General features: G+C 42.1%; 20 protein-coding genes. 10 read left to right on the top strand and 10 right to left on the bottom strand.

Annotated elements, in window-relative coordinates; genetic code table 11:
- From JUI58_RS27120 to JUI58_RS19800, 3 genes are all read right to left on the bottom strand, one after another.
- On the bottom strand, positions 1 to 133 hold a 133-nt coding region (locus JUI58_RS27120), incomplete at its 3' end, for a ssl1498 family light-harvesting-like protein (RefSeq protein ID WP_204105541.1).
- Between the two features lie 148 nt (positions 134 to 281).
- Positions 282 to 1187 (bottom strand): LD-carboxypeptidase, encoded by a 906-nt coding sequence (locus JUI58_RS19805; RefSeq protein WP_204105538.1) that lies wholly within the window; start codon positions 1185 to 1187, stop codon positions 282 to 284.
- A gap of 22 nt (positions 1188 to 1209) precedes the next feature.
- The gene (locus JUI58_RS19800) at positions 1210 to 1353 is read right to left on the bottom strand and encodes a hypothetical protein (RefSeq protein ID WP_204105537.1); all 144 of its coding nucleotides are present in this window, start codon (positions 1351 to 1353) and stop codon (positions 1210 to 1212) included.
- Between the two features lie 53 nt (positions 1354 to 1406).
- Here JUI58_RS19800 and JUI58_RS19795 point away from each other — a divergent pair, with 53 nt between their 5' ends.
- Complete coding sequence (locus JUI58_RS19795) at positions 1407 to 2198, top strand: YdcF family protein (protein ID WP_204105536.1); 792 nt, start codon at positions 1407 to 1409, stop codon at positions 2196 to 2198.
- An 18-nt stretch (positions 2199 to 2216) separates the two neighbouring features.
- Here JUI58_RS19795 and aroQ read toward each other — a convergent pair whose 3' ends face one another.
- From aroQ to JUI58_RS19780, 3 genes are all read right to left on the bottom strand, one after another.
- Positions 2217 to 2678 carry a type II 3-dehydroquinate dehydratase gene (gene aroQ, locus JUI58_RS19790; RefSeq protein WP_204105535.1) on the bottom strand — a complete coding sequence of 154 codons (462 nt, stop codon included), beginning with the start codon at positions 2676 to 2678 and terminating at the stop codon, positions 2217 to 2219.
- Between the two features lie 226 nt (positions 2679 to 2904).
- Positions 2905 to 3048, bottom strand: coding sequence for a hypothetical protein (locus tag JUI58_RS19785; protein ID WP_204105534.1), 144 nt, complete (start codon positions 3046 to 3048; stop codon positions 2905 to 2907).
- 215 nt (positions 3049 to 3263) lie between these two features.
- A complete protein-coding gene (locus tag JUI58_RS19780) occupies positions 3264 to 4148 on the bottom strand; it encodes a pentapeptide repeat-containing protein (protein ID WP_204105533.1) in 885 nt (294 codons plus the stop codon).
- A gap of 360 nt (positions 4149 to 4508) precedes the next feature.
- Between JUI58_RS19780 and JUI58_RS26705 the strand changes: the two genes are divergently transcribed.
- Both JUI58_RS26705 and JUI58_RS19770 read left to right on the top strand, forming a co-directional pair.
- Positions 4509 to 5432, top strand: coding sequence for a M48 family metallopeptidase (locus JUI58_RS26705; RefSeq protein WP_204105532.1), 924 nt, complete (start codon positions 4509 to 4511; stop codon positions 5430 to 5432).
- Between the two features lie 41 nt (positions 5433 to 5473).
- Positions 5474 to 6259: an RDD family protein gene (locus tag JUI58_RS19770; protein ID WP_204105531.1), complete on the top strand. Its 786-nt coding sequence runs from the start codon at positions 5474 to 5476 to the stop codon at positions 6257 to 6259.
- Positions 6260 to 6265: 6 nt separating this feature from the next.
- Here the strand turns inward: JUI58_RS19770 and JUI58_RS19765 are convergent, their stop codons facing one another.
- On the bottom strand, positions 6266 to 7519 hold the full coding sequence (locus JUI58_RS19765) for an ATP-binding protein (RefSeq protein ID WP_204105530.1): 1254 nt from the start codon (positions 7517 to 7519) through the stop codon (positions 6266 to 6268).
- Positions 7520 to 7736: 217 nt separating this feature from the next.
- On the opposite strand from JUI58_RS19765, the gene JUI58_RS19760 reads away from it, so the two are divergent.
- From JUI58_RS19760 to JUI58_RS19750, 3 genes are all read left to right on the top strand, one after another.
- Positions 7737 to 8252 (top strand): DUF4149 domain-containing protein, encoded by a 516-nt coding sequence (locus JUI58_RS19760; RefSeq protein WP_348539931.1) that lies wholly within the window; start codon positions 7737 to 7739, stop codon positions 8250 to 8252.
- Between the two features lie 148 nt (positions 8253 to 8400).
- Positions 8401 to 8706 carry a BMC domain-containing protein gene (locus JUI58_RS19755; protein WP_204105529.1) on the top strand — a complete coding sequence of 102 codons (306 nt, stop codon included), beginning with the start codon at positions 8401 to 8403 and terminating at the stop codon, positions 8704 to 8706.
- Positions 8707 to 8807: 101 nt separating this feature from the next.
- Entirely contained in the window at positions 8808 to 9164 is a 357-nt protein-coding gene (locus tag JUI58_RS19750) for a BMC domain-containing protein (RefSeq protein WP_204105528.1), read from the top strand.
- Between the two features lie 24 nt (positions 9165 to 9188).
- Here JUI58_RS19750 and JUI58_RS19745 read toward each other — a convergent pair whose 3' ends face one another.
- Positions 9189 to 10013: a lysophospholipid acyltransferase family protein gene (locus JUI58_RS19745; RefSeq protein ID WP_204105527.1), complete on the bottom strand. Its 825-nt coding sequence runs from the start codon at positions 10011 to 10013 to the stop codon at positions 9189 to 9191.
- A 202-nt stretch (positions 10014 to 10215) separates the two neighbouring features.
- Between JUI58_RS19745 and JUI58_RS19740 the strand changes: the two genes are divergently transcribed.
- Positions 10216 to 11517: a hypothetical protein gene (locus tag JUI58_RS19740; protein WP_204105526.1), complete on the top strand. Its 1302-nt coding sequence runs from the start codon at positions 10216 to 10218 to the stop codon at positions 11515 to 11517.
- Positions 11510 to 14380 carry a tetratricopeptide repeat protein gene (locus JUI58_RS19735; RefSeq protein WP_204105525.1) on the top strand — a complete coding sequence of 957 codons (2871 nt, stop codon included), beginning with the start codon at positions 11510 to 11512 and terminating at the stop codon, positions 14378 to 14380. Before JUI58_RS19740 ends, JUI58_RS19735 begins: the two co-directional genes overlap by 8 nt.
- A 54-nt stretch (positions 14381 to 14434) precedes the next feature.
- Here JUI58_RS19735 and JUI58_RS19730 read toward each other — a convergent pair whose 3' ends face one another.
- Complete coding sequence (locus tag JUI58_RS19730; RefSeq protein ID WP_204105524.1) at positions 14435 to 14647, bottom strand: hypothetical protein; 213 nt, start codon at positions 14645 to 14647, stop codon at positions 14435 to 14437.
- Positions 14648 to 15086: 439 nt separating this feature from the next.
- Here JUI58_RS19730 and JUI58_RS19725 point away from each other — a divergent pair, with 439 nt between their 5' ends.
- Together JUI58_RS19725 and JUI58_RS19720 are read left to right on the top strand one after the other, a co-directional pair.
- Positions 15087 to 15446 (top strand): hypothetical protein, encoded by a 360-nt coding sequence (locus JUI58_RS19725; RefSeq protein ID WP_204105523.1) that lies wholly within the window; start codon positions 15087 to 15089, stop codon positions 15444 to 15446.
- Between the two features lie 33 nt (positions 15447 to 15479).
- On the top strand, positions 15480 to 15881 hold the full coding sequence (locus JUI58_RS19720; RefSeq protein WP_239121592.1) for a DUF2809 domain-containing protein: 402 nt from the start codon (positions 15480 to 15482) through the stop codon (positions 15879 to 15881).
- A 75-nt stretch (positions 15882 to 15956) separates the two neighbouring features.
- On the opposite strand, the gene JUI58_RS19715 is transcribed toward JUI58_RS19720, so the two are convergent.
- The coding region (locus JUI58_RS19715; RefSeq protein WP_204105522.1) for a GTPase family protein at positions 15957 to 17737 on the bottom strand (1781 nt) is incomplete at its 5' end.

Below are 17737 nucleotides of genomic sequence, written 5' to 3'. Positions count from 1 at the left end.
CGAAGAGAAAAGCGATCGCGCCTTGAAGAGCATAGCGTTCTTGCTGTTCGGGACTGGGATACTGAGCGTAATACATTTCCGGTTCGCTGGAGTAGTTGTTGAGAACGCCGTTTTCGTTGGTGGTGGTGTACATCTGAATGCCTCGTGTTTTTGTTTTTTGTTCCTTTCTATAAATAAATATAACAAAGTTTAAAGTTTTGTAACAGTGACTTGACACAAAAATACCTGTGATGTTAGTCACGGTCAAACTTGATATGAGCGATCGCCAACTAATTGAGAGTTCATGGGTGAATTGCGAGGACACCGCGATCGCCGTCTAATTCCGCCATAATCCCCACAGGAAGGGCTGCATTAACTCCATCGTGACCAAAGGGGAGATCGGAAACAATAGGAATACCCAAATCCGAGAGGCGATCGCGTAACATTTCCTCTACCGTCCAATCTCCTGGATTCCCTTCACACTGACTGAAACGACCCAAAGCGATGCCGACAACGCCTTTAAACCCACCCAGGAGTCGCCATTGAGTTAATTGGCGATCGAGGCGGTAGGGTGCTTCGGTTACATCTTCCAAGGCTAAAATAATATTCTCTAACGGGGGTTGCAAGTCGGTCCCGAGTAAGTGCGTCGCAACAGTTAGATTTGCGGGTAATAAAATTCCTGTTGTTTTTCCTCCTCCCCATCCCTGTCCGGCGATCGCGGCGAGAGGACGACCTTCTACTAGGTCAAAAAGTCTTTGTAACGACCATTCTGGCTCTGTTGCTAATGTCGTCAATACAGGAGCATGAACCCCCCCTCCCATTCTTTCCGCTATTAAACTCCACAACAGTCCGGTAATATCGGAAAAGCCAATTAACCACTTTGTTGCCTCTTGCCAGTGCCAATGTTCTAATAAGCGCATACTTCCGTAACCCCCTCGGGCGCAAAGAATGCCCTTGCATTCTGGGTCAAACCATGCCTCAGCAAGGCTCTGACGGCGTTGTGCGTCGGTTCCAGCGAGGTAACTGTAACGAGTGTCCCAATGTTGGCTGTATTCCAGACGATAGCCGCGATCGCGCCAAATTTTCATTCCGCTTTGTAGGCGATCGAGTTCTTTTAAACCGCCACTGGGAGAGACAACCTTGAGTAGATCTCCGGGTTGCAAGAATGGGGGAAGGGAGATGTTGGTGTTGGAACTGTTGGCTTGCATAGATCTAGGGATTTTTCCCTATTTAAGGGTTTTCAGGGCGCGATCGCAATAATCTTTTTTCATTTGTTCCGCGATCGCGCTGTCCCTTTCCCTTTAATTCATTAGATTTGGCCAACTCCTTCATTGTTGGTGCTTGTCCGATCGCCCCGCGCACTTTAAAGATCAATTCATTCCTAGGCTCTCTGTTTCCCAAGCTAGATTTCCTTTTTAGATTTCATTATGTTTCTTTTTCTCTCTAAATTTTTACCTCTGTTTTTCTATCCTTTAGGACTCTCTTGCGTTCTTTTAGTTGTTTCTTTTGTTCTCTCTTGGCGGCGATCGCGCTGGACTCCTTTACCGATCGCCGTGGCATTAATTATCATTATTATAGCCAGTCATCCGAGTGTTAATGCTTTTCTTATTCATTCCCTGGAAGGTCGGCATATTCCCTCCCAAGAACTGCCTCAAGCCGATGCTATTGTGGTATTGGGGGGGTGTATTAAACCTGCGACTCCTCCTCGTCCGATGGTCGATGTAACAGAAGGAAGCGATCGCCTTCTTTATGCAGCACAACTCTACAAACAAGGGAAAGCACCGTTGATTATTGTTGCGGGGGGTCGCATCGGTTGGGGAGAAAAATTCCCTCCCGAGTCGGCAGATATGGCACAGTTGCTGGAATTTTTGGGGGTGCCGCGATCGGCTATTATTGAGGAAACGGAGTCTCTCAATACTTATCAGAATGCGGTTAATGTGAAGAAAATTTTAGAGAAAGAGAAACTCGATCGCATTTTATTAGTAACTTCGGCAATGCACATGGCGCGATCGTATCTTATTTTCAAGCACCAAAATATTGATTTTATTCCCGCACCTACTGATTTTTATACAACGGAAAATCTGAACATCAAAACAGATTTTAATTTGTGGGTTTTCCTGTTGAGTTTAATTCCGAGTATCGAACGCATGGCGAATACAACTCAGGCTTTAAGAGAGTATATTGGGATTGTTGTTTATTGGTTGCGAGGTTGGTTGTGATTTCTCAATGATTATCTTTCATTTTTGCTGAAGATACTCGACGATCGCCAATAGTCCTAAACGATAACTATTCGCACCAAAGCCGCTAATCTGACCGATCGCAATGGGGGCAATATAGGAATGATGGCGAAATTCTTCTCGTTGATAAATATTGCTCAAATGTACTTCTACAGTAGGCAGTTTAACCCCGGCGATCGCATCTCGCAACGCAACACTGGTATGAGTATAAGCCCCAGCATTGATTATCAATCCCTGTTTCTCTTCTCCAGCACGATGAATGGCATCGATTAAAGCCCCTTCATGGTTAGACTGGTAGCATTCTACCTTCACCCCTAATGCTTCGGCTTCCCGAACTAGCATAGCATCGATTTCAGCCAGAGTTGCCAATCCATAAAAACTTGGTTCTCGCTGGCCCAAAAGATTCAAATTTGGACCGTTAAGAACCAATATATTTAATAAATCTATAGTTTTAGAACCCATTCTCTCAATGCTGTTTAAGTGCTGTTTAAGTGCTGTTTAAGTGCTATTCAAGCAAGGAATGTTGAAAATTTTCCCACAAAAATATTTGCACAGATCCCTGTGCGATCTTAGTATAGATCTTAGCATGGATCTTTGTGCGCCGCCAAATATTTCTGACAAATATTTCTGACAAATATTTCTGACAAAATCTTTAACATTAACTTTAACATTAACTTTAACATTAAGATTATCTGGCAGATCTTCTGGGACGATCGTTCGTAGGAATCGGAATTAACTCAGCTTCGGGTTCGATTTCTGGTCCGAGAAGAGTTTCCACGAGACGACGCGCCCATTCTTTGAGTTTTTCCAAAACCTTGTCTAAATAGTCCATCGAACAGAGTTCTCCTGTGAGACTGAACTGAATATTTTTTAAATTGATATTAGATCCGATTTAATTCTTTAGATCTAACTACTAGACTATCACAAGAATTTGAAATTAAGCAACCCCACTGGGAGTCAAGATGACGACAAAGCTAGAAATCTCTACTACTTTGGTTTCCATCGGCAGAGCCCCGAAGAATTTTTGGCTCACGGGAAAAGAGTAAACTAAGCGACAACTCTTCCATCCGGTAGTATTGCTCCTGTTAAATTTGCTCCTGTGAGCTTAACAAACCAGCGATCGCCGGTCCCCATTTTAGCATTCTTGAAATTAACTCCGCGTAAATCGGCACCGCTTAAGTCCGCACCAATTAAATTTGCCCCTTCCAAATTGGCATCTTTGAGATTAGCTTGTAACAAATTGGCTCGAAATAAATTCGCATTCTGCAAATTTGCTCCTTCAAAGTTGGTTCCGTGTAAAAAACCGTCACTTAAATCTGCTCCTTGTAAATTGGCAGCTTGTAAATTTCGGCCCGATAGGTCTTTTTCCTTTAAATTCGCGCCTTGTAAGTCGGCTCCCACAAAATCGGAAAAAGTAGGTCTTTTATACTTTTCTTGTGGCGATCGCTCGGAAAATGGTTTTTTGTGAGAAGCATCGCTAGTTTTGTGATGATTATTGTAATGATTGTCTGGAGAACTATTTCCCTGGCGTTGATAGTTATGATGGGTACTGTAACTATTATTTTCGTAACAAGCATAACTGTTATCGTTGCGATGGCGCGGAGTATAGGCTTGATATGATTTATAGTCTTGGCGATCGCTCTTAGAATAGGGGCTATAACTGCGGTAAGGATTGCGATCGCGAGAAGATTGAGGGCGATCGGAGGAACTAACGTGACGCTGAGGAGAAACCGATCGCAGATAATCTCGCGCTTGATTAATTTCCTTGAGTTTTTCTTCTGCAACCTCTAGCAACTGGCGATCGCCTTTAGGCTGCCGATCGGGGTGCCAAATAAAAGCCAAATTTTTATAGGCTTGCTTGACCTCTTCCCAAGAGGCACCCGGTTGCAATCCTAATACGCGATAATGGTGGTGATCCCGATGTGTCTTCATAAGCTACTTATTCGGGGCATTAGTTTCTGAACCTAAACGTTTTCTAGCCTACCAAAGTTAGATTAAAACTGCGACAATCCTAACAAATTCCTTATAAAGTTGATTAGACTTGATGATGAATCAGTTTTTTACGACCCGCGATCGCGTTTTGTCTGGAAGAGTACCCAAATTTCTCTCTAGAAAGAGGAGCTTATGTACTCATATTCGACTGTATGGAGCTTGGCAAGGTACGATCGGGATGAGTTGGCGGATGATAGATTAGAATTTACTTTAAAATTTACTTAGGGTTCTTCCAAAATTATCCTCGTAATGAATGAAAACTATAGTTTAGACAACAATTTAGACACTGTGTTAGATCTTGTGAACTCTCAGACTGCGATCGCAGATTCTCTTGTTGTTGCTTCTCAACAAGACAGAAAAATTTTAACAGGATTAACCGCAGATGCCTACGAACATCCTTTTGATCGCAAAGCCTTAGAATCGTTACAGAAAATGCCTGGTATCTCGTTACTCTTTAAAAAAATCAATGAATATGGCATCGATCGCCAACTCAGAGTACAGCATTCGGGCAGTTATCTCAAAGTTACCCCTCGGAATTTTCCCGATCTTCAACAAGCATTAATAAAAGCCTGCCAAATCCTTGAAATATTGACCATCCCAGAGATTTTTTTATTTCAGGGTTTGCGAGACTCTTATACCATTGGTGTCGAAAAACCTATCCTTTGTTTTAGTATGAGTGCGATCGACTCTTTTGACTCTGAAGAATTACTATATACCCTCGGTCACGAACTCGCTCATATTAAAAGCCAGCATTTACTTTACCACCAAACTGCAACAATTTTGCCAACATTAGGAACATTATTAAATCGCACGACGATGGGAATTAGTGGGTTAGCCACCAGTGGAATTCAATTTGCTTTATATAATTGGGTCATGATGGCAACATTGACTGCCGATCGCGCTGGATTATTAACTTGCCAGAATATCAGAGCCGCAATAACCAGTTTAATTCAAGCCGCAGGGATTTCCAAACACCATATTACTCCTGTATTAGTTGAAGATTTTGTCGAACAGGCTCGGGAGTTTGAAACTGATTTTGATAGCTTCAACGCATTGTCCAAAATGTTTAGTTTTATGAATGAAGAAATGTATCCTTGGGCAGTGATGCGAACCTCAGAACTTTTAAAATGGTATAAATCGGGAGAATATGAGGCTCTCTTGCACGAAACCAGTTTAGCTGATTTGAAACCAACAGAAGAATGGGGATTCCTTTCTTCATGGTAGATTTATAGTTGATAGTTGAGAGTTGATAGTTGATAGTTAAAATGCGTATTCTTAATCAGGTTACTCTTAAAACGCCGGAAAGTGTGGAGTTGCAATTTACCTTAGCTGGAATTGGCAATCGTGCTTATGCTCTTCTCATTGATTATATTATCTGGGGATTATTTTTGGTTTTCTTTCTTATTTTATCGGCAATTGTATCGACTCAAGCTGTTAATATTTTTGAGAAATTTATTGAAAATATAGATAATCTAGAACTGTGGCTAATTTCTATTCAAATTCTTGTTACTTTTATTATTTATGTTGGCTATTTTGTCTTTTTTGAAACCCTTTGGCAAGGTCAAACACCGGGAAAGCGTTTTGTGAAAATTCGCGTCATTTGCGATAATGGAAAACCCTCTCGACTTCCTCAAGCAACCCTGAGATCTTTGCTACGTCCTTTTGATGATATTATGTTTCTGGGGGTATTTTTTATCGTTCTCAATAAGCAGGAAAAAAGGATTGGTGACTTTATTGCCGGCACATTAGTCATTCAAGAAGAACGTCCTCTTGTTGCTGCAACTTTTCTTGTTTCCGATACCGCAAAAGCATTATCAGCACAACTCATTCAAGAAGCGGATTTATCTCAACTACATCCGGATGATTTTACAACAATTCGTAATTATTTACAACGTCGTCCGAAAATGTTACCGTCAGCGATCGCCATCAAAAGTAAAGAACTTGCTTATGCGGTAAAAGAGGCGATCGCCCTCGAAAATGTGCCGGAAGGAATTACAGCAACGCAATTTTTAGAAGCGGTTTATTTAGCTTATCAGCAAGAACATGAATAATAATGATTAGGGGTTTATTATTGGTAACAATACTTTAAAAATTGAGCCTTTACCGATTTGACTGGTGACGGAAATTGAACCACCGCACCGCAAGATTAATTGTTGTACTAATGTTAATCCTAATCCCGCCCCGATCACCTTATTATCTACTATAGTTCGTCCCTGATAAAATCCCTCAAAAATATGGGATAATTCATGAGGAGGAATTCCCACCCCCGTATCTTTAAACAATAACTGAACAAATTCATCTTGCAAAGAAGCAATAACAGAAATATTGCCCCCTGATGGCGTAAAATGTAAGCTATTATTCAGCAAACCAATAACAATTTGTTGCAACCAATGGGAAGGACAAGAAACAGAAGGTAATCCGGTTGGAATTGTATAGCCCAATTGAATGCCCTTTTCCATTGCAAGGGGTTGATAAGTGCTAACAATGCCTGGAACTAAATTTTCTAGTTGTATGGGAGAAAAATCTTTATGACGATCCAATTCAAGCAACAATCGCATCCCGTTAATTAAAGAATTTTGGCGATCGTATTCCCGCTTGAGAAGTTCTAAATAACGATGATGGCGATCGCGATCGAGGTGAGGAGATTCCAGCAAACTCAATGCGGTTTTGATATGAGTAAGAGTAGTTTTTAGTTCCTCAATTCCTCGGGGAAATAACTGACTGGTAAAAACTTCATTAAAAGACTCGCGATCGCCTAAAAAGAGAGAATTTTCTTCTCGATACTGCATTTGCTTGCGAAAAATCTGCGTGACGATCGGAGAATTACTCTGGGAATGACAACAAAATGTATCGTTTTGTAACAGTTCAGAGGGAGTATGATGGGAAATTGCGATTTGTAATTGGAGAGCTTGCAAAATTTTCTCAACCGTTGTAGATTTAAAATCCCACAACAGAGAAAATCTTTTCTGACTTTGCGATCGCGCAATCAGAAAACCGCAAATTTCCTCGGATTTCACCACTAAAAATGCTTCTCGGGGATCGATAGGTAAAGTCAAGGAGACTGTATCTTTTACTTCTCCAGCATCATGATTGCAATAATAAATCGAACCTTCCTCATAGTTGGCGATCGCCTCCCACCACCCTTGCAGAGAAGCCGGATAAACCCAAAGCGTGGCTTGAATTTGCTCCTCTCGCAAAACATCGATCCATGCTCTGGCGATCGCCTCTAGAGTTGCTATACTGGCTGGAAAGGGAGAAAGGGATTCCCCTTCAATAAGGTGGTAAAGAGAAAACAAAGAAAGAGAGGACATAAGGAAAACTGGCGATCGAGAAAGGGAATATGCCCAATTCTAAGACCAAAAAGCAAGTAAATTTAACATTTCTTATTTAAACAAAATAAAAGTGCAATATTTACCTCCCTAAGAGAGGTCAAAATCGCTGAATTACTTCATGTTTTGTGATGTTTTTTAGGTTCTGAGCCTGTTAACCTAGAAGATGTAGAGAGCAATCGAACTTAAGGAGACAACAGTGAATTCTCTTCCCGATCGCCATTCAATAATAATTGGCAAAAACTGGCAAACTGCCGTCATGTTCGTTTTAGGATTTTGGCTGAGTAGTAGCTTAGTTCTCGATACCCTCATTGTTCCGAGTCTATATAGAACGGGAATGATGAGCCAAACAGATTTTGCAAGTATGGGTTACGTTGTTTTTGGTGCTTTTAACCGCATGGAATTATTGTGTGCGGCCTTAACAATTGTTAGCGTTCTCGTTCTTCATTATTATCATCATTTGTCCGAGCGCCAAGATCGTTTATCCATCATCTTATCTGGGGTTTTATTTGCGATCGCCATCATTTATACCTATATTTTGACCCCACAGATGAGCGGTTTAGGACTACAATTAAATCTCTTTGAACCCACTACGAGTGCCTTTCCTGCTGCAATGATGGGAATGCAAATCAGTTATTGGGGCTTGGAAATCATTAAACTCCTTGCTGGAGTAACTCTATTGCGCTGGTTTTATACTAAAGCGATGGGTAATTAGTGGATAATTGCCAAACCTCACGTACTTGATTCTTTTTGTTAAGACCTCTTTCTTGGAAGAGGTTTTTTAATTGTTCAGTTCTCTACAACCCAAATCCTGTACAATAACAAAACTGCCTCATTCTTAATTTTGAGTTGAAAAAACGCTTATGCCAGAAGCCGTTAGTGTTATTGAAACATTAGGATTTCCTGCTATATTAGCTGCTGCCGATGCAATGGTAAAAGCAGCCAGAGTTACCGTTGTTTGGTGCGATAAAGCCGAAAGTGGTCGTTTTGTCGTCGCTATTCGCGGTAAAGTTGGAGAAGTGGAACGCGCTCACGAAGCAGGAATTGAAGCTGCAAAAAATGTTTACGGTGGCCAAGTAATCACTCACTATGTTGTTCCTAATCCTCCCGAAAATGTCGTAGCGGTTTTACCTCTTGAATATACTGAAGCCGTCGAACCCTTTCGATGATAAATTGGAGTTTGGCGATCGCCGATCCCCCTCTCGATCCCAATTGAGTTTACAGATTGAGTTTACAAATTAAATTTACAGATTGACTTAGGAGAACAAAAATGCCCCAGGCAGTAGGATCGCTTGAAACAAAAGGATTTCCAGGAGTTCTGGCCGCAGCCGATGCAATGGTAAAAGCGGGACGAGTTACCCTTGTCGGTTATATTCGCGTTGGTAGCGCCCGCTTCACCGTTAACATTCGCGGAGATGTTTCTGAAGTAAAAGCCTCAATGGATGCTGGAATTGCTGCCGTAGAAAATGCTTACGGTGGGGTTTTAGAATCTTGGGTGATTATTCCCAGACCCCATGAAAATGTTGTGGCGGTCTTACCCATTGATTTTAACGAAGATGTTGCTTCTTTCCGCACGTCAGTCGAACAGCCTCGAGTATTCCCCGCCGGAAATGGCGCTAATCCTTAATTGAGATTTAATTGAGATTTTCCCTTATTCTGCCGAGAGTCGATCGAGTTGTTGCTGCATTTGGGTTTGCACTTGTTGAGTACAAGTGCGGACATAATCGCGATCGCGGGCTGCTTTCCGTCCGTAGCGAGGAAAATAGATGGGGGGACACACTCGCGTTTTGATCTGCACGGGCAAGGGAAAATTGGGGAGAGGACCGATCGATATTCCCCAAGGTAAACCGAGATAAACGGGGAAAACTTCCGGATCCACATTAAATGGCCAAGGAACCCCCCATTGATGCAATATTTTTACCTGTTCGTAGAAATCTGCGAGAATAATTAAGGTATCGTGCGCCCCGTGAGAGACAATGGGAACAATAGGGAGATTTTCTCGTAAAGCTAGTTTAATAAAGCCCACTCGCCCGGCAAATTCGATTTTGTGGCGATCGCGATGGGGGCGAAAAACATCTTTTGCTCCCCCTGGATAGACTAAAAGACTTGCCCCGCGATTGATAGCTGCGATCGCCATTTTGGGATGAGCCGCGATCGATCCCACTTCCATGGCCAAATCTGCCAAGGGAGGATTGACTTTCCAGAGATTCTGGTGGCTGAGTCCGTAAATCAATCTTTGGGTGCCAAAGCGTCGAAACCAGTCATAGATCGTCATGACCATATCCGGTGCCGCCAGTCCGCCATTATGAGAGCCAACGAATAGGAATTGCTCCTCGGGAATCTCTTCCCATCCTTCCGTCTGTACGCGAAAGTAATATTGATAAAACCAGCCCCAAAAGGGCATTAAAGCACGAATGCGATCGGGGTTGCGCTTGTCTAAAGACCAGCCGGGGCGAGAGTTTGCGGAATTGGGCATTAATTAGGGTCGTGAAAAGTTCGATTGAGATAATCTCGAGTTTAATCGAGCATAGCACTTAAATTTACAATTTTCTTCAGGCAAAAGATAGTGCAGTTATGATATAATTGTCAATGCACAAATCTCCAATTGAGTATCATGTGACTATCAAGTTTCTCTCATCCTTAATTCTAATTTTCTTAGATTTTCAAATTTATTCAAAATGGCAATATATAACCTTACGGAAAAACAAAAACAATTGTTAACATGGATTGTTCAAGAAATTCACAACGATAATTTACCCGAAGAATTCTCTTTTTACACACATTTTAATGGAAGCGGTATCTTAGAATATAGTATCTTAGAATATAAAGGAGAATCTCGTCCTCCGGTTTTTTCCGAAGGAACGTTAGATGCTTTAGTTAATGAAAATTTAATTGTTCGTGATCTAAAATCGTCAAAAAACTATAGGTATACGGTTCTAGGAAAAGCGTATGAAGCGGTTAAGTCAAATTTTTGTATAAATGAGAACAATATGACCTCTAAAGCTGATGTTTTGATTGTTACGGTAACAGATGTGGAAAGTCGTGCTGTGATGCGAGTTTTTGAGAAAACTGGCGATCGCAAAGCTGCCCCAGTATCCATCGGCGATCGCGTGTATTTTAACTTGGGAACAGTCAACGGGGCGCGAGTTTTTCTCACTCGATCTGAGATGGGTAGTGGTGGTTTGGGTGCTTCTCGCGACTCGGTGGGTAAAGGGATTGAGGATCTTTCGCCTCTTGCTGTGATTATGGTGGGGATTGCTTTTGGGGTTGATGAGGAGAAGCAGGCGATCGGCGATATTTTAGTTACGGAGCAGTTGCACTTGTATGGTTTACAACGGGTTGGCACACAAGAGGGCAAGCCTAAAATTATTTTGCGAGGTGATAAACCTCACGCTTCGCCGTGGCTGATTAATCTGTTCAAGAGTGCTGAGTTGAAATGGGACGGTGCTAAGGTGCGCTTTGGGACGGTGCTGACGGGAGAGAAATTGGTGGATAATTTGGATTTTCGCGACCAATTGCGGGACTTGGAGTCAGAGGCGATCGGGGGTGAAATGGAGGGTGCGGGGCTTTATGTTGCCTGTCAGGATAAAAAGGTGGATTGGATTCTCATTAAAAGTATTTGCGATTGGGCTGATGGTAACAAAGGAGAGGATAAAAAAGCTCGCCAGCAAATTGCCGCCGGAAATGCTGCTGCGTTTGCGTTGGCGGGGTTACAGTTGACCCCGATCGATTGGCAAAAGCTACGAGGAAAAACGATTAAAATACCTGAAGATCGGGAATCTCTTGGAGGAATGACGGATTCGGAGGTTGCGAGTCCAGCACTGAGAATGGCAAAGCGATCGCTTGCTATTCTAGAAGAACAGGTGGCAAGTTATGGTAAGGCGCAAATTCCCGTTCATCTGCGACTCGATCTAGAGGATAAACGGAAGGAAGTGGCACAATTAGAAGAGAGAGTGAGAAACAGAGAACAGAATGGATGATCGCGCCAACTTACAAGAAATCGCCAATCTTGAGGAGATACTTGTTGCTCATCAAAAAACGCTGAAGGAATTAGAGCTAAAAGTGGCAAGATATGCACCGTCAGCAATTCCAGTACATGACAAGACGGATCTGGATGATCAACGCGAGAAAGTTAACAAACTAAAGGCTGAATTACAAAAGGCAAAATTAGCGGCAAAAGAAGCGGAGGAAGCAATTCAAGCTGAGGAGAGTCGTCCGTCTCGGATGCGATCGCGTCCATTACCCGATCGCTACTATATCCAACGCAAGGAGGCGAAAAAGCTGCTCGATCGCTTTGATCGGGCGATCGCGCAACCTGACGAACAAAACCCGCTTCTTTTCAATATTTTCGGTATTGGTGGGGTGGGAAAAACAACGTTACTGGGGCGCTTGCAGAAAGCTCATGTAGGTAAGGTTGATTTTTTGGAGGTTTGTTTTGCGAAAACTGCCCATGTGGAAACACCTCTCAAATTGATGCGACATTTGCACGCACAGGCGATCGCGCTTGGGGGAAATAAGGTTGAGGATTCGTTTGCTCAAAAGGAGAAACAGTTTGAGGAAGCGCTTTATCAGTTGACTTGCTATTCTCTGGATGGTGAGAAGAACGATCGCGAGGATGAAAACAAGATTAGAAATTGGTTTGAGACAACGATCTGGCTGAGTCCTATCAATTTGACTGCGACTCCGAGAAAGCCGAAATCCTTTGAATTTGGAGAATCGGGGTTTTCGATTGGGGAGGATATGGAGAGCGTGCAAGAATGGATTCAGCAGCGAGTGCGAAATCATCCTACAACGAAGGATAATGGCGAGTTACAGGCGCTTATGTTGCAGCCTGTCCCTAAATTAACGCAGGCTTTTGCGGAGAGTTTGATACAAATAATTGATTGGAGAAAGCGATCGCTTGTCCTTGTTTTGGATACTTACGAGAAGGTTCAACCTTACTTAAATCAATGGCTCTGGCAATATTTGGTGGAAGACACCCCCTTAGCTTCTTCGCGAGTGCGGCTGATGGTGGTAGGACGGCGATCGCTGCAAGTGGATGAGGGATGGCGCAAATTCAACCAAGATCGAAAGTTACTGCATGAGGTATCGCTTCACAAGTTTAGCAAGGAAGAAACAAAAGAATATCTCGAGAAAATTGGCATTAAAAAAGGTAGTGAGATCGCCAAAATTTACAAGATTACTCAGGGATTGCCGTATTATCTGGATTGGATTCGGAAACAGCATGAGGAAGGGGAAGAACTCGATTTTTCTAAGGGGAATCAGGCGATCGCCGATCTACTATTACAGGGGACAAATTCCCAACAGCGCAAGATTTTGCAAGTGGTGGCTTGTTGTCGGTGGTTCGATCTATCAATGATTCAATATTTGCTTAACAATGAGAGCTTGAGCCTAAAATATGATACAGATGAGATTGAGAGTATCTTTAAGTGGTTGACGCGATCGGATTTCGTTGAATTTAGAAAAGGTTTTTATCGTTTGGATGATGTCGCACGAGATGTTTTTCGCCAGTCCTATTTTCAGGACAATCGCAACCAGTTTTGGAAAACGAATGCTTTACTTGCTGGCTATTTTAAGAAGCAAGCAGAGTATTTATATGATTCTCAAAATCTTTTACCCGATCCTTATGAGGACGAAGAGTGGCGAGAACTCATTTCTGAGTCTCTCTATTATGGTCTTTTTGGTAAAAGAAAAGAAGGATTACTGCAATACATCGAACAAATTTTTATTGCAAATTATTGGCAAAAAACGGATATATTTATTGCTCCTTTTACTTTCATTAATGCAGAAATAAACGAAGAAAATAAATATTTTCTTCCTCGATTAACTGGCAATTTTCTTAAAGATATTTCAATAATTTTTAAGTTTGGCTGGCATTTTTTGAGTCAGCTTTCTAAAAGCTATAAGTTTAAACTTGAAGATGAAAATATCTTTTCAGAAGAAGAGATTTTTCAATCTCTTCAATTCCTGCTGGGATATGTAGGAGATTTAGAAAATGGTTTAGGCAAGTGTTTGGGACTGATGTATAAATCTTTACGTTCCTATAGGTCTAAGGAAAAGATTGATCTAATTTGGCAAGCAGAAAGCCAAATTAACTATTTCTTAGCTCAATGCCGTCCGAAACTAACTTTCGCTCTTTTTTCATCCCTTGGATTACTATTAATAACTGTAGAAAAATACAGAGATTCACTAAATTTTTATAACAAAGCATTAGAGTTTGGAAATAACTCAGTAACATTTTTGGGTAAAGGTATTGCACTTAACAGTTTAGAGCGATATGAGGAAGCACTAGAAAGTTATCAAAAAGCTATTGAGATCGATCCTAAATCTGCTAATACTTGGGCATATCGAGGCAATATATTTCGTAATATGAAGCAATATGAAAAATCTCTTGTTGCTTGCGATCGCGCTTACGAAATCGAGCCTAAAAATAGCGGTGTGCTAAATACTAAAGCATTAACATTGAGTTTACTCAAAGATTTTGAGAAAGCTGTTAAGGCTATCAATGAAGCAATTAATCTCGATCCTCAAGAAGTCTTATATAAAGCTAATCGAGGTATTATTTTAGCGAGAGCAGGTCGATATGATGAAGCTCTTGTTGAATGCGAACAAGCGATTAAACAAAATCCAAAACATGAGAGTGTCTATTATGCTAAAGCCTGTTATCATTCCCTACAAGGAGAAATCGAACCAGCAATTAATAACCTAAAAAAAGCGATTGATATTAAACCTCGTTTTACTCGAAGTGAAGCAAGGCACAACCCAGATTTTGACGGTATTCGGGATGACGAACGATTTCAAGCCTTGATCTACCCAAAATCAACCAATAATATTACCAGTTAATGAGTTGGCAAATTGCCAGTTCGATAGTCCGACAGGGAATCGAATTACTTATCATCAGACAAGAATCTTTCTGAAAAAGACTAAATTCGTAAGGTTAGATGCGATCGCATTTCCCAGCCATTCTATCCCTCGAATATTTTCAGCGCGATCGCAACAAAAAGAAAAGAACATTCTCTCAAAATTGTTTGCTTTTTGCTTGACTTCTTGACATTGACAATGGTATTCTAACAGAGTGGGAATATGTGCGCTCCTGTAAGCTCTTTTCATATTAAACAGTTGTCAAAAATAAGAACAAACAGAACCAAAAAAGCGATCGCGCCATGATACAAGCAAAACCAAACCTTATGTTATTGTTCTCGATCGCACTTCCCTACAAAATGAATAATATTGGGAAACATCCTCAGCGATCGCAATAGGTCACTCAGTTCAGATCGAACAATTTCGAGGCCATAGTCCCAATCGTCTCTAATACTTTTCCCGAACTCAACCTAACCGTAGAACAAATTTTTAATGTGGGAGAAAGCAGACGCGATCGCAGCAATTAAACCCAATAAAAAATAACAAAAATTGTTCGATTTTTACTTGACTTCTTGACATTGACAATGGTATTCTAACAGAGTGGGAATATGTGCGCTCCTGTAAACACATTTTCAATTGAAGTTGTTGCAATTAATCAGAACAACCCACTCAAGGAACGGCAAAATTTGTGCTGACTGAGAAAGACTTCGATCGCGCTTTAAATCGTTTGCAATTGCGCGATCGGGTATCTTGTCAGTTGTCGAAAAATGGGGAATTAGCGATCCTAGAGAGTCAAGATCGGGTTATTTTAACAGCAATACCCACGATCCAAGGAAAAGGAGAAAAGGTCACGTTAGAAATGCGATCGCTTAACGCTTCTTTTCCCGCCAAGCAAGTTAAAATACTCGTGGGAGAACTGGAAAATATTCTCAGTCTGCGAAATTTTGGCATGACAGGTATTGCTTTAATAATTCAGAAGCTAGAGCTAGAAAATGGTTATTTAACCTTAAACGCAACGGCAACAATGACACACTTTCCTGCAAAATAGAAAAACAATAACAACGCTCATTCTGAAATACTCTTGAGAAAACTGCGATTTAATCCTCGTTTCCTTGCTTTTGTCTCTTTGGTCGTTATTGTTCCCATTGGCATCTCTACCAAATTCTATCATGGTATTGGGGTGCAATGGGTCAGCGATTATTTAGGCGATGTTCTTTATGAGATGGCTTGGTGTTGGTTCTTGTTTATCTTTTTTCCCACTAAAAAAGCCGTTTGGAGAATTCCCATTTCAGTATTTATTGTCACTTGTTGTTTAGAATTTCTACAATTGTGGCATCCGGCTTGGTTGCAAGCTATTCGGGCTACTTTTGCGGGTAGAATGCTACTCGGGACAACTTTTGTCACCGCAGATTTTTTCTACTATGCGATCGGTTGTTTGCTGAGTTGGCTTTGGTTGCGACAAATTTGGCAAATTCAGAAGTGAAAATTCTCAATTGAGCTTTTTTTACAACTCATAGGACTGACGCTATTTAGGTGCGTTAGATTATTTTAGCGCACCTTAGAATTGTTGTAAATACTCTTCATATTTGCGTCGGAGTTGTTCAATATTTAAAGGTTGTAGCCAATATTCTACCAGGGCATAGCCTAAAGCCTTCGCCGTTTTGGAGGTTTGAATGCGTTCTTCAGAGGAGATTGATTGCTCTAATAATAACGGCCAGAGGGCAAGCAAATCAAAGTTATTTGTATTAGGATTTTCGAGATTAAAAAGGGAGAATAGATCGTAAGCCATTTGGAGTTTACCAATTACAACGGGTAATTGTTCGATGGGAATTTGTTCGGCCAGTAAATAAGCTAAAGCTGGAGATCCTGTCGTGAGAGTAGAAATGAATTGTAGGATAGGGCTTTTGAGTAATTCGGTTAGTCCTTGAGTGGTTTTCATTTGGAAACTGTAGCGATCGATAATTTTGGCCGCAGCGATGGTTTTAGTCTCGCGATCGCGCAAAAAACGGGCGAGGCGAATTTGTTTGCTGGGGTCGATCGCTTCAATTAGGGCGATGGAAAGAACATCTGCACCCCAAGAAGGGCGATCGCCAGCGCGGGTAACTAAAGGGAATACACCTTCACAAAAATCCCCCAAGTTTTCGAGGCGATATTCCGTTGCCCCGCGAATGGCTTTTTCTTTGGGACGATGGCCGTTTTGCCAATTGTAGGGGGGTTGCCACTCGCGGACGGGACGCAGGCGATCGACTTGGGTAACGACGGCGATCGCGGGTAAGTCTGCAATAGTATTTTTAATTTCTTGCAGGAAGTCTGCATCCATTTGCAGGGCAGGATCGAGGGCGGGAGTGACCACTAAAACGAGGTCGGCAGTGGTGGCAAAATCTAAGACTAATTCTCGCAAATCTTCCCGATCGCTTTGTTCGTAACCGGGAGTATCCCATAAAGTGAGAGTTTCTCCCATTTGGGTTTGCCAGTGATAGTTTTGAATTTTGTCGGTACTGGGTAACACATCCACCTCGGCGCGATCGCTGGCAAAAAGAGTGTTAATTAAGCTACTTTTTCCGGCTCCAGTGCGACCTACTAGGAGAATATTGAGGGGTTTAGCTGCAATTTTTTCGACGGGTTGCGATCGCTGGAGGATTTCTTGTAGGGTTTGGGTTTCCTTGGGTTTAAGATCGAGATTGGTTGGGGTTGTCTTACCGTAGAGGGCGATCGCTTGTTGGCAGAGATTTTTTAAAGCAGCCTCTCGCAGGAGTTGCCCGAAGTTGGCGAGGAGTTGCTGATTTGCTTCGCTAGTGCTAGACTTGCTCACCTGTCGTGCCAAAGCTACAGCAGGATTTAAAACCCATTGCCCCCAGTTCCAGACTTTAACAAGAATGCGGGCAGAGGGTTCTACTTTTTGGTACATTTCATAGGCTTGGTAAGCCTGTCCGATGGAGACGCGATCGAGGACAGGAGAGAGTTGCTGCATCCAGCGATCGAGGTCATCTACAGTACCGCGAATGAGTCCGTAGGCTTGAGGAATGTAGATATTGAGGAGAGGATATTTAACTTCAGGATGGTAGATATGGGCGATCGCGGCGACCATTTCTTGACATCTTTGCCAGAAGGTCGGCCAGTCCTCCCAAAACGGCGCATCTTGGCGGGTTTGTTGCAGGATATCCTGTAGGGCGTTTTCTGCTTTTTTGAGGTCTTCTGGGCTTGTTTCTCTGGCTTCTAAAGGATGTTGAAGTTGCGTTACGACTTCTTCTAGGGGGACAAGATTGGGTTTTGTCCATTTCACCAACAGCCAGCGCCAACCCACAAGAGTGAGAACAAAAATCCCCCAGATCCAACTGA

Source organism: Spirulina sp. CCY15215 (genome assembly GCF_016888125.1).
GTDB lineage: Bacteria > Cyanobacteriota > Cyanobacteriia > Cyanobacteriales > Spirulinaceae > CCY15215.
This window is presented reverse-complemented; position numbering and strand designations above follow the sequence as displayed.

What these genes read in the sequence shown, in the direction of transcription:
- JUI58_RS19805 (WP_204105538.1), bottom strand. Translation starts at nt 1,187, where the DNA reads ATGCAAGCCAACAGTTCCAACACCAACATCTCCCTTCCCCCATTCTTG.
- JUI58_RS19795 (WP_204105536.1), top strand. Translation starts at nt 1,407, where the DNA reads ATGTTTCTTTTTCTCTCTAAATTTTTACCTCTGTTTTTCTATCCTTTA.
- aroQ (WP_204105535.1), bottom strand. Translation starts at nt 2,678, where the DNA reads ATGGGTTCTAAAACTATAGATTTATTAAATATATTGGTTCTTAACGGT.
- JUI58_RS19785 (WP_204105534.1), bottom strand. Translation starts at nt 3,048, where the DNA reads ATGGACTATTTAGACAAGGTTTTGGAAAAACTCAAAGAATGGGCGCGT.
- JUI58_RS19780 (WP_204105533.1), bottom strand. Translation starts at nt 4,148, where the DNA reads ATGAAGACACATCGGGATCACCACCATTATCGCGTATTAGGATTGCAA.
- JUI58_RS19770 (WP_204105531.1), top strand. Translation starts at nt 5,474, where the DNA reads ATGCGTATTCTTAATCAGGTTACTCTTAAAACGCCGGAAAGTGTGGAG.
- JUI58_RS19765 (WP_204105530.1), bottom strand. Translation starts at nt 7,519, where the DNA reads ATGTCCTCTCTTTCTTTGTTTTCTCTTTACCACCTTATTGAAGGGGAA.
- JUI58_RS19755 (WP_204105529.1), top strand. Translation starts at nt 8,401, where the DNA reads ATGCCAGAAGCCGTTAGTGTTATTGAAACATTAGGATTTCCTGCTATA.
- JUI58_RS19750 (WP_204105528.1), top strand. Translation starts at nt 8,808, where the DNA reads ATGCCCCAGGCAGTAGGATCGCTTGAAACAAAAGGATTTCCAGGAGTT.
- JUI58_RS19745 (WP_204105527.1), bottom strand. Translation starts at nt 10,013, where the DNA reads ATGCCCAATTCCGCAAACTCTCGCCCCGGCTGGTCTTTAGACAAGCGC.
- JUI58_RS19740 (WP_204105526.1), top strand. Translation starts at nt 10,216, where the DNA reads ATGGCAATATATAACCTTACGGAAAAACAAAAACAATTGTTAACATGG.
- JUI58_RS19735 (WP_204105525.1), top strand. Translation starts at nt 11,510, where the DNA reads ATGGATGATCGCGCCAACTTACAAGAAATCGCCAATCTTGAGGAGATA.
- JUI58_RS19730 (WP_204105524.1), bottom strand. Translation starts at nt 14,647, where the DNA reads ATGAAAAGAGCTTACAGGAGCGCACATATTCCCACTCTGTTAGAATAC.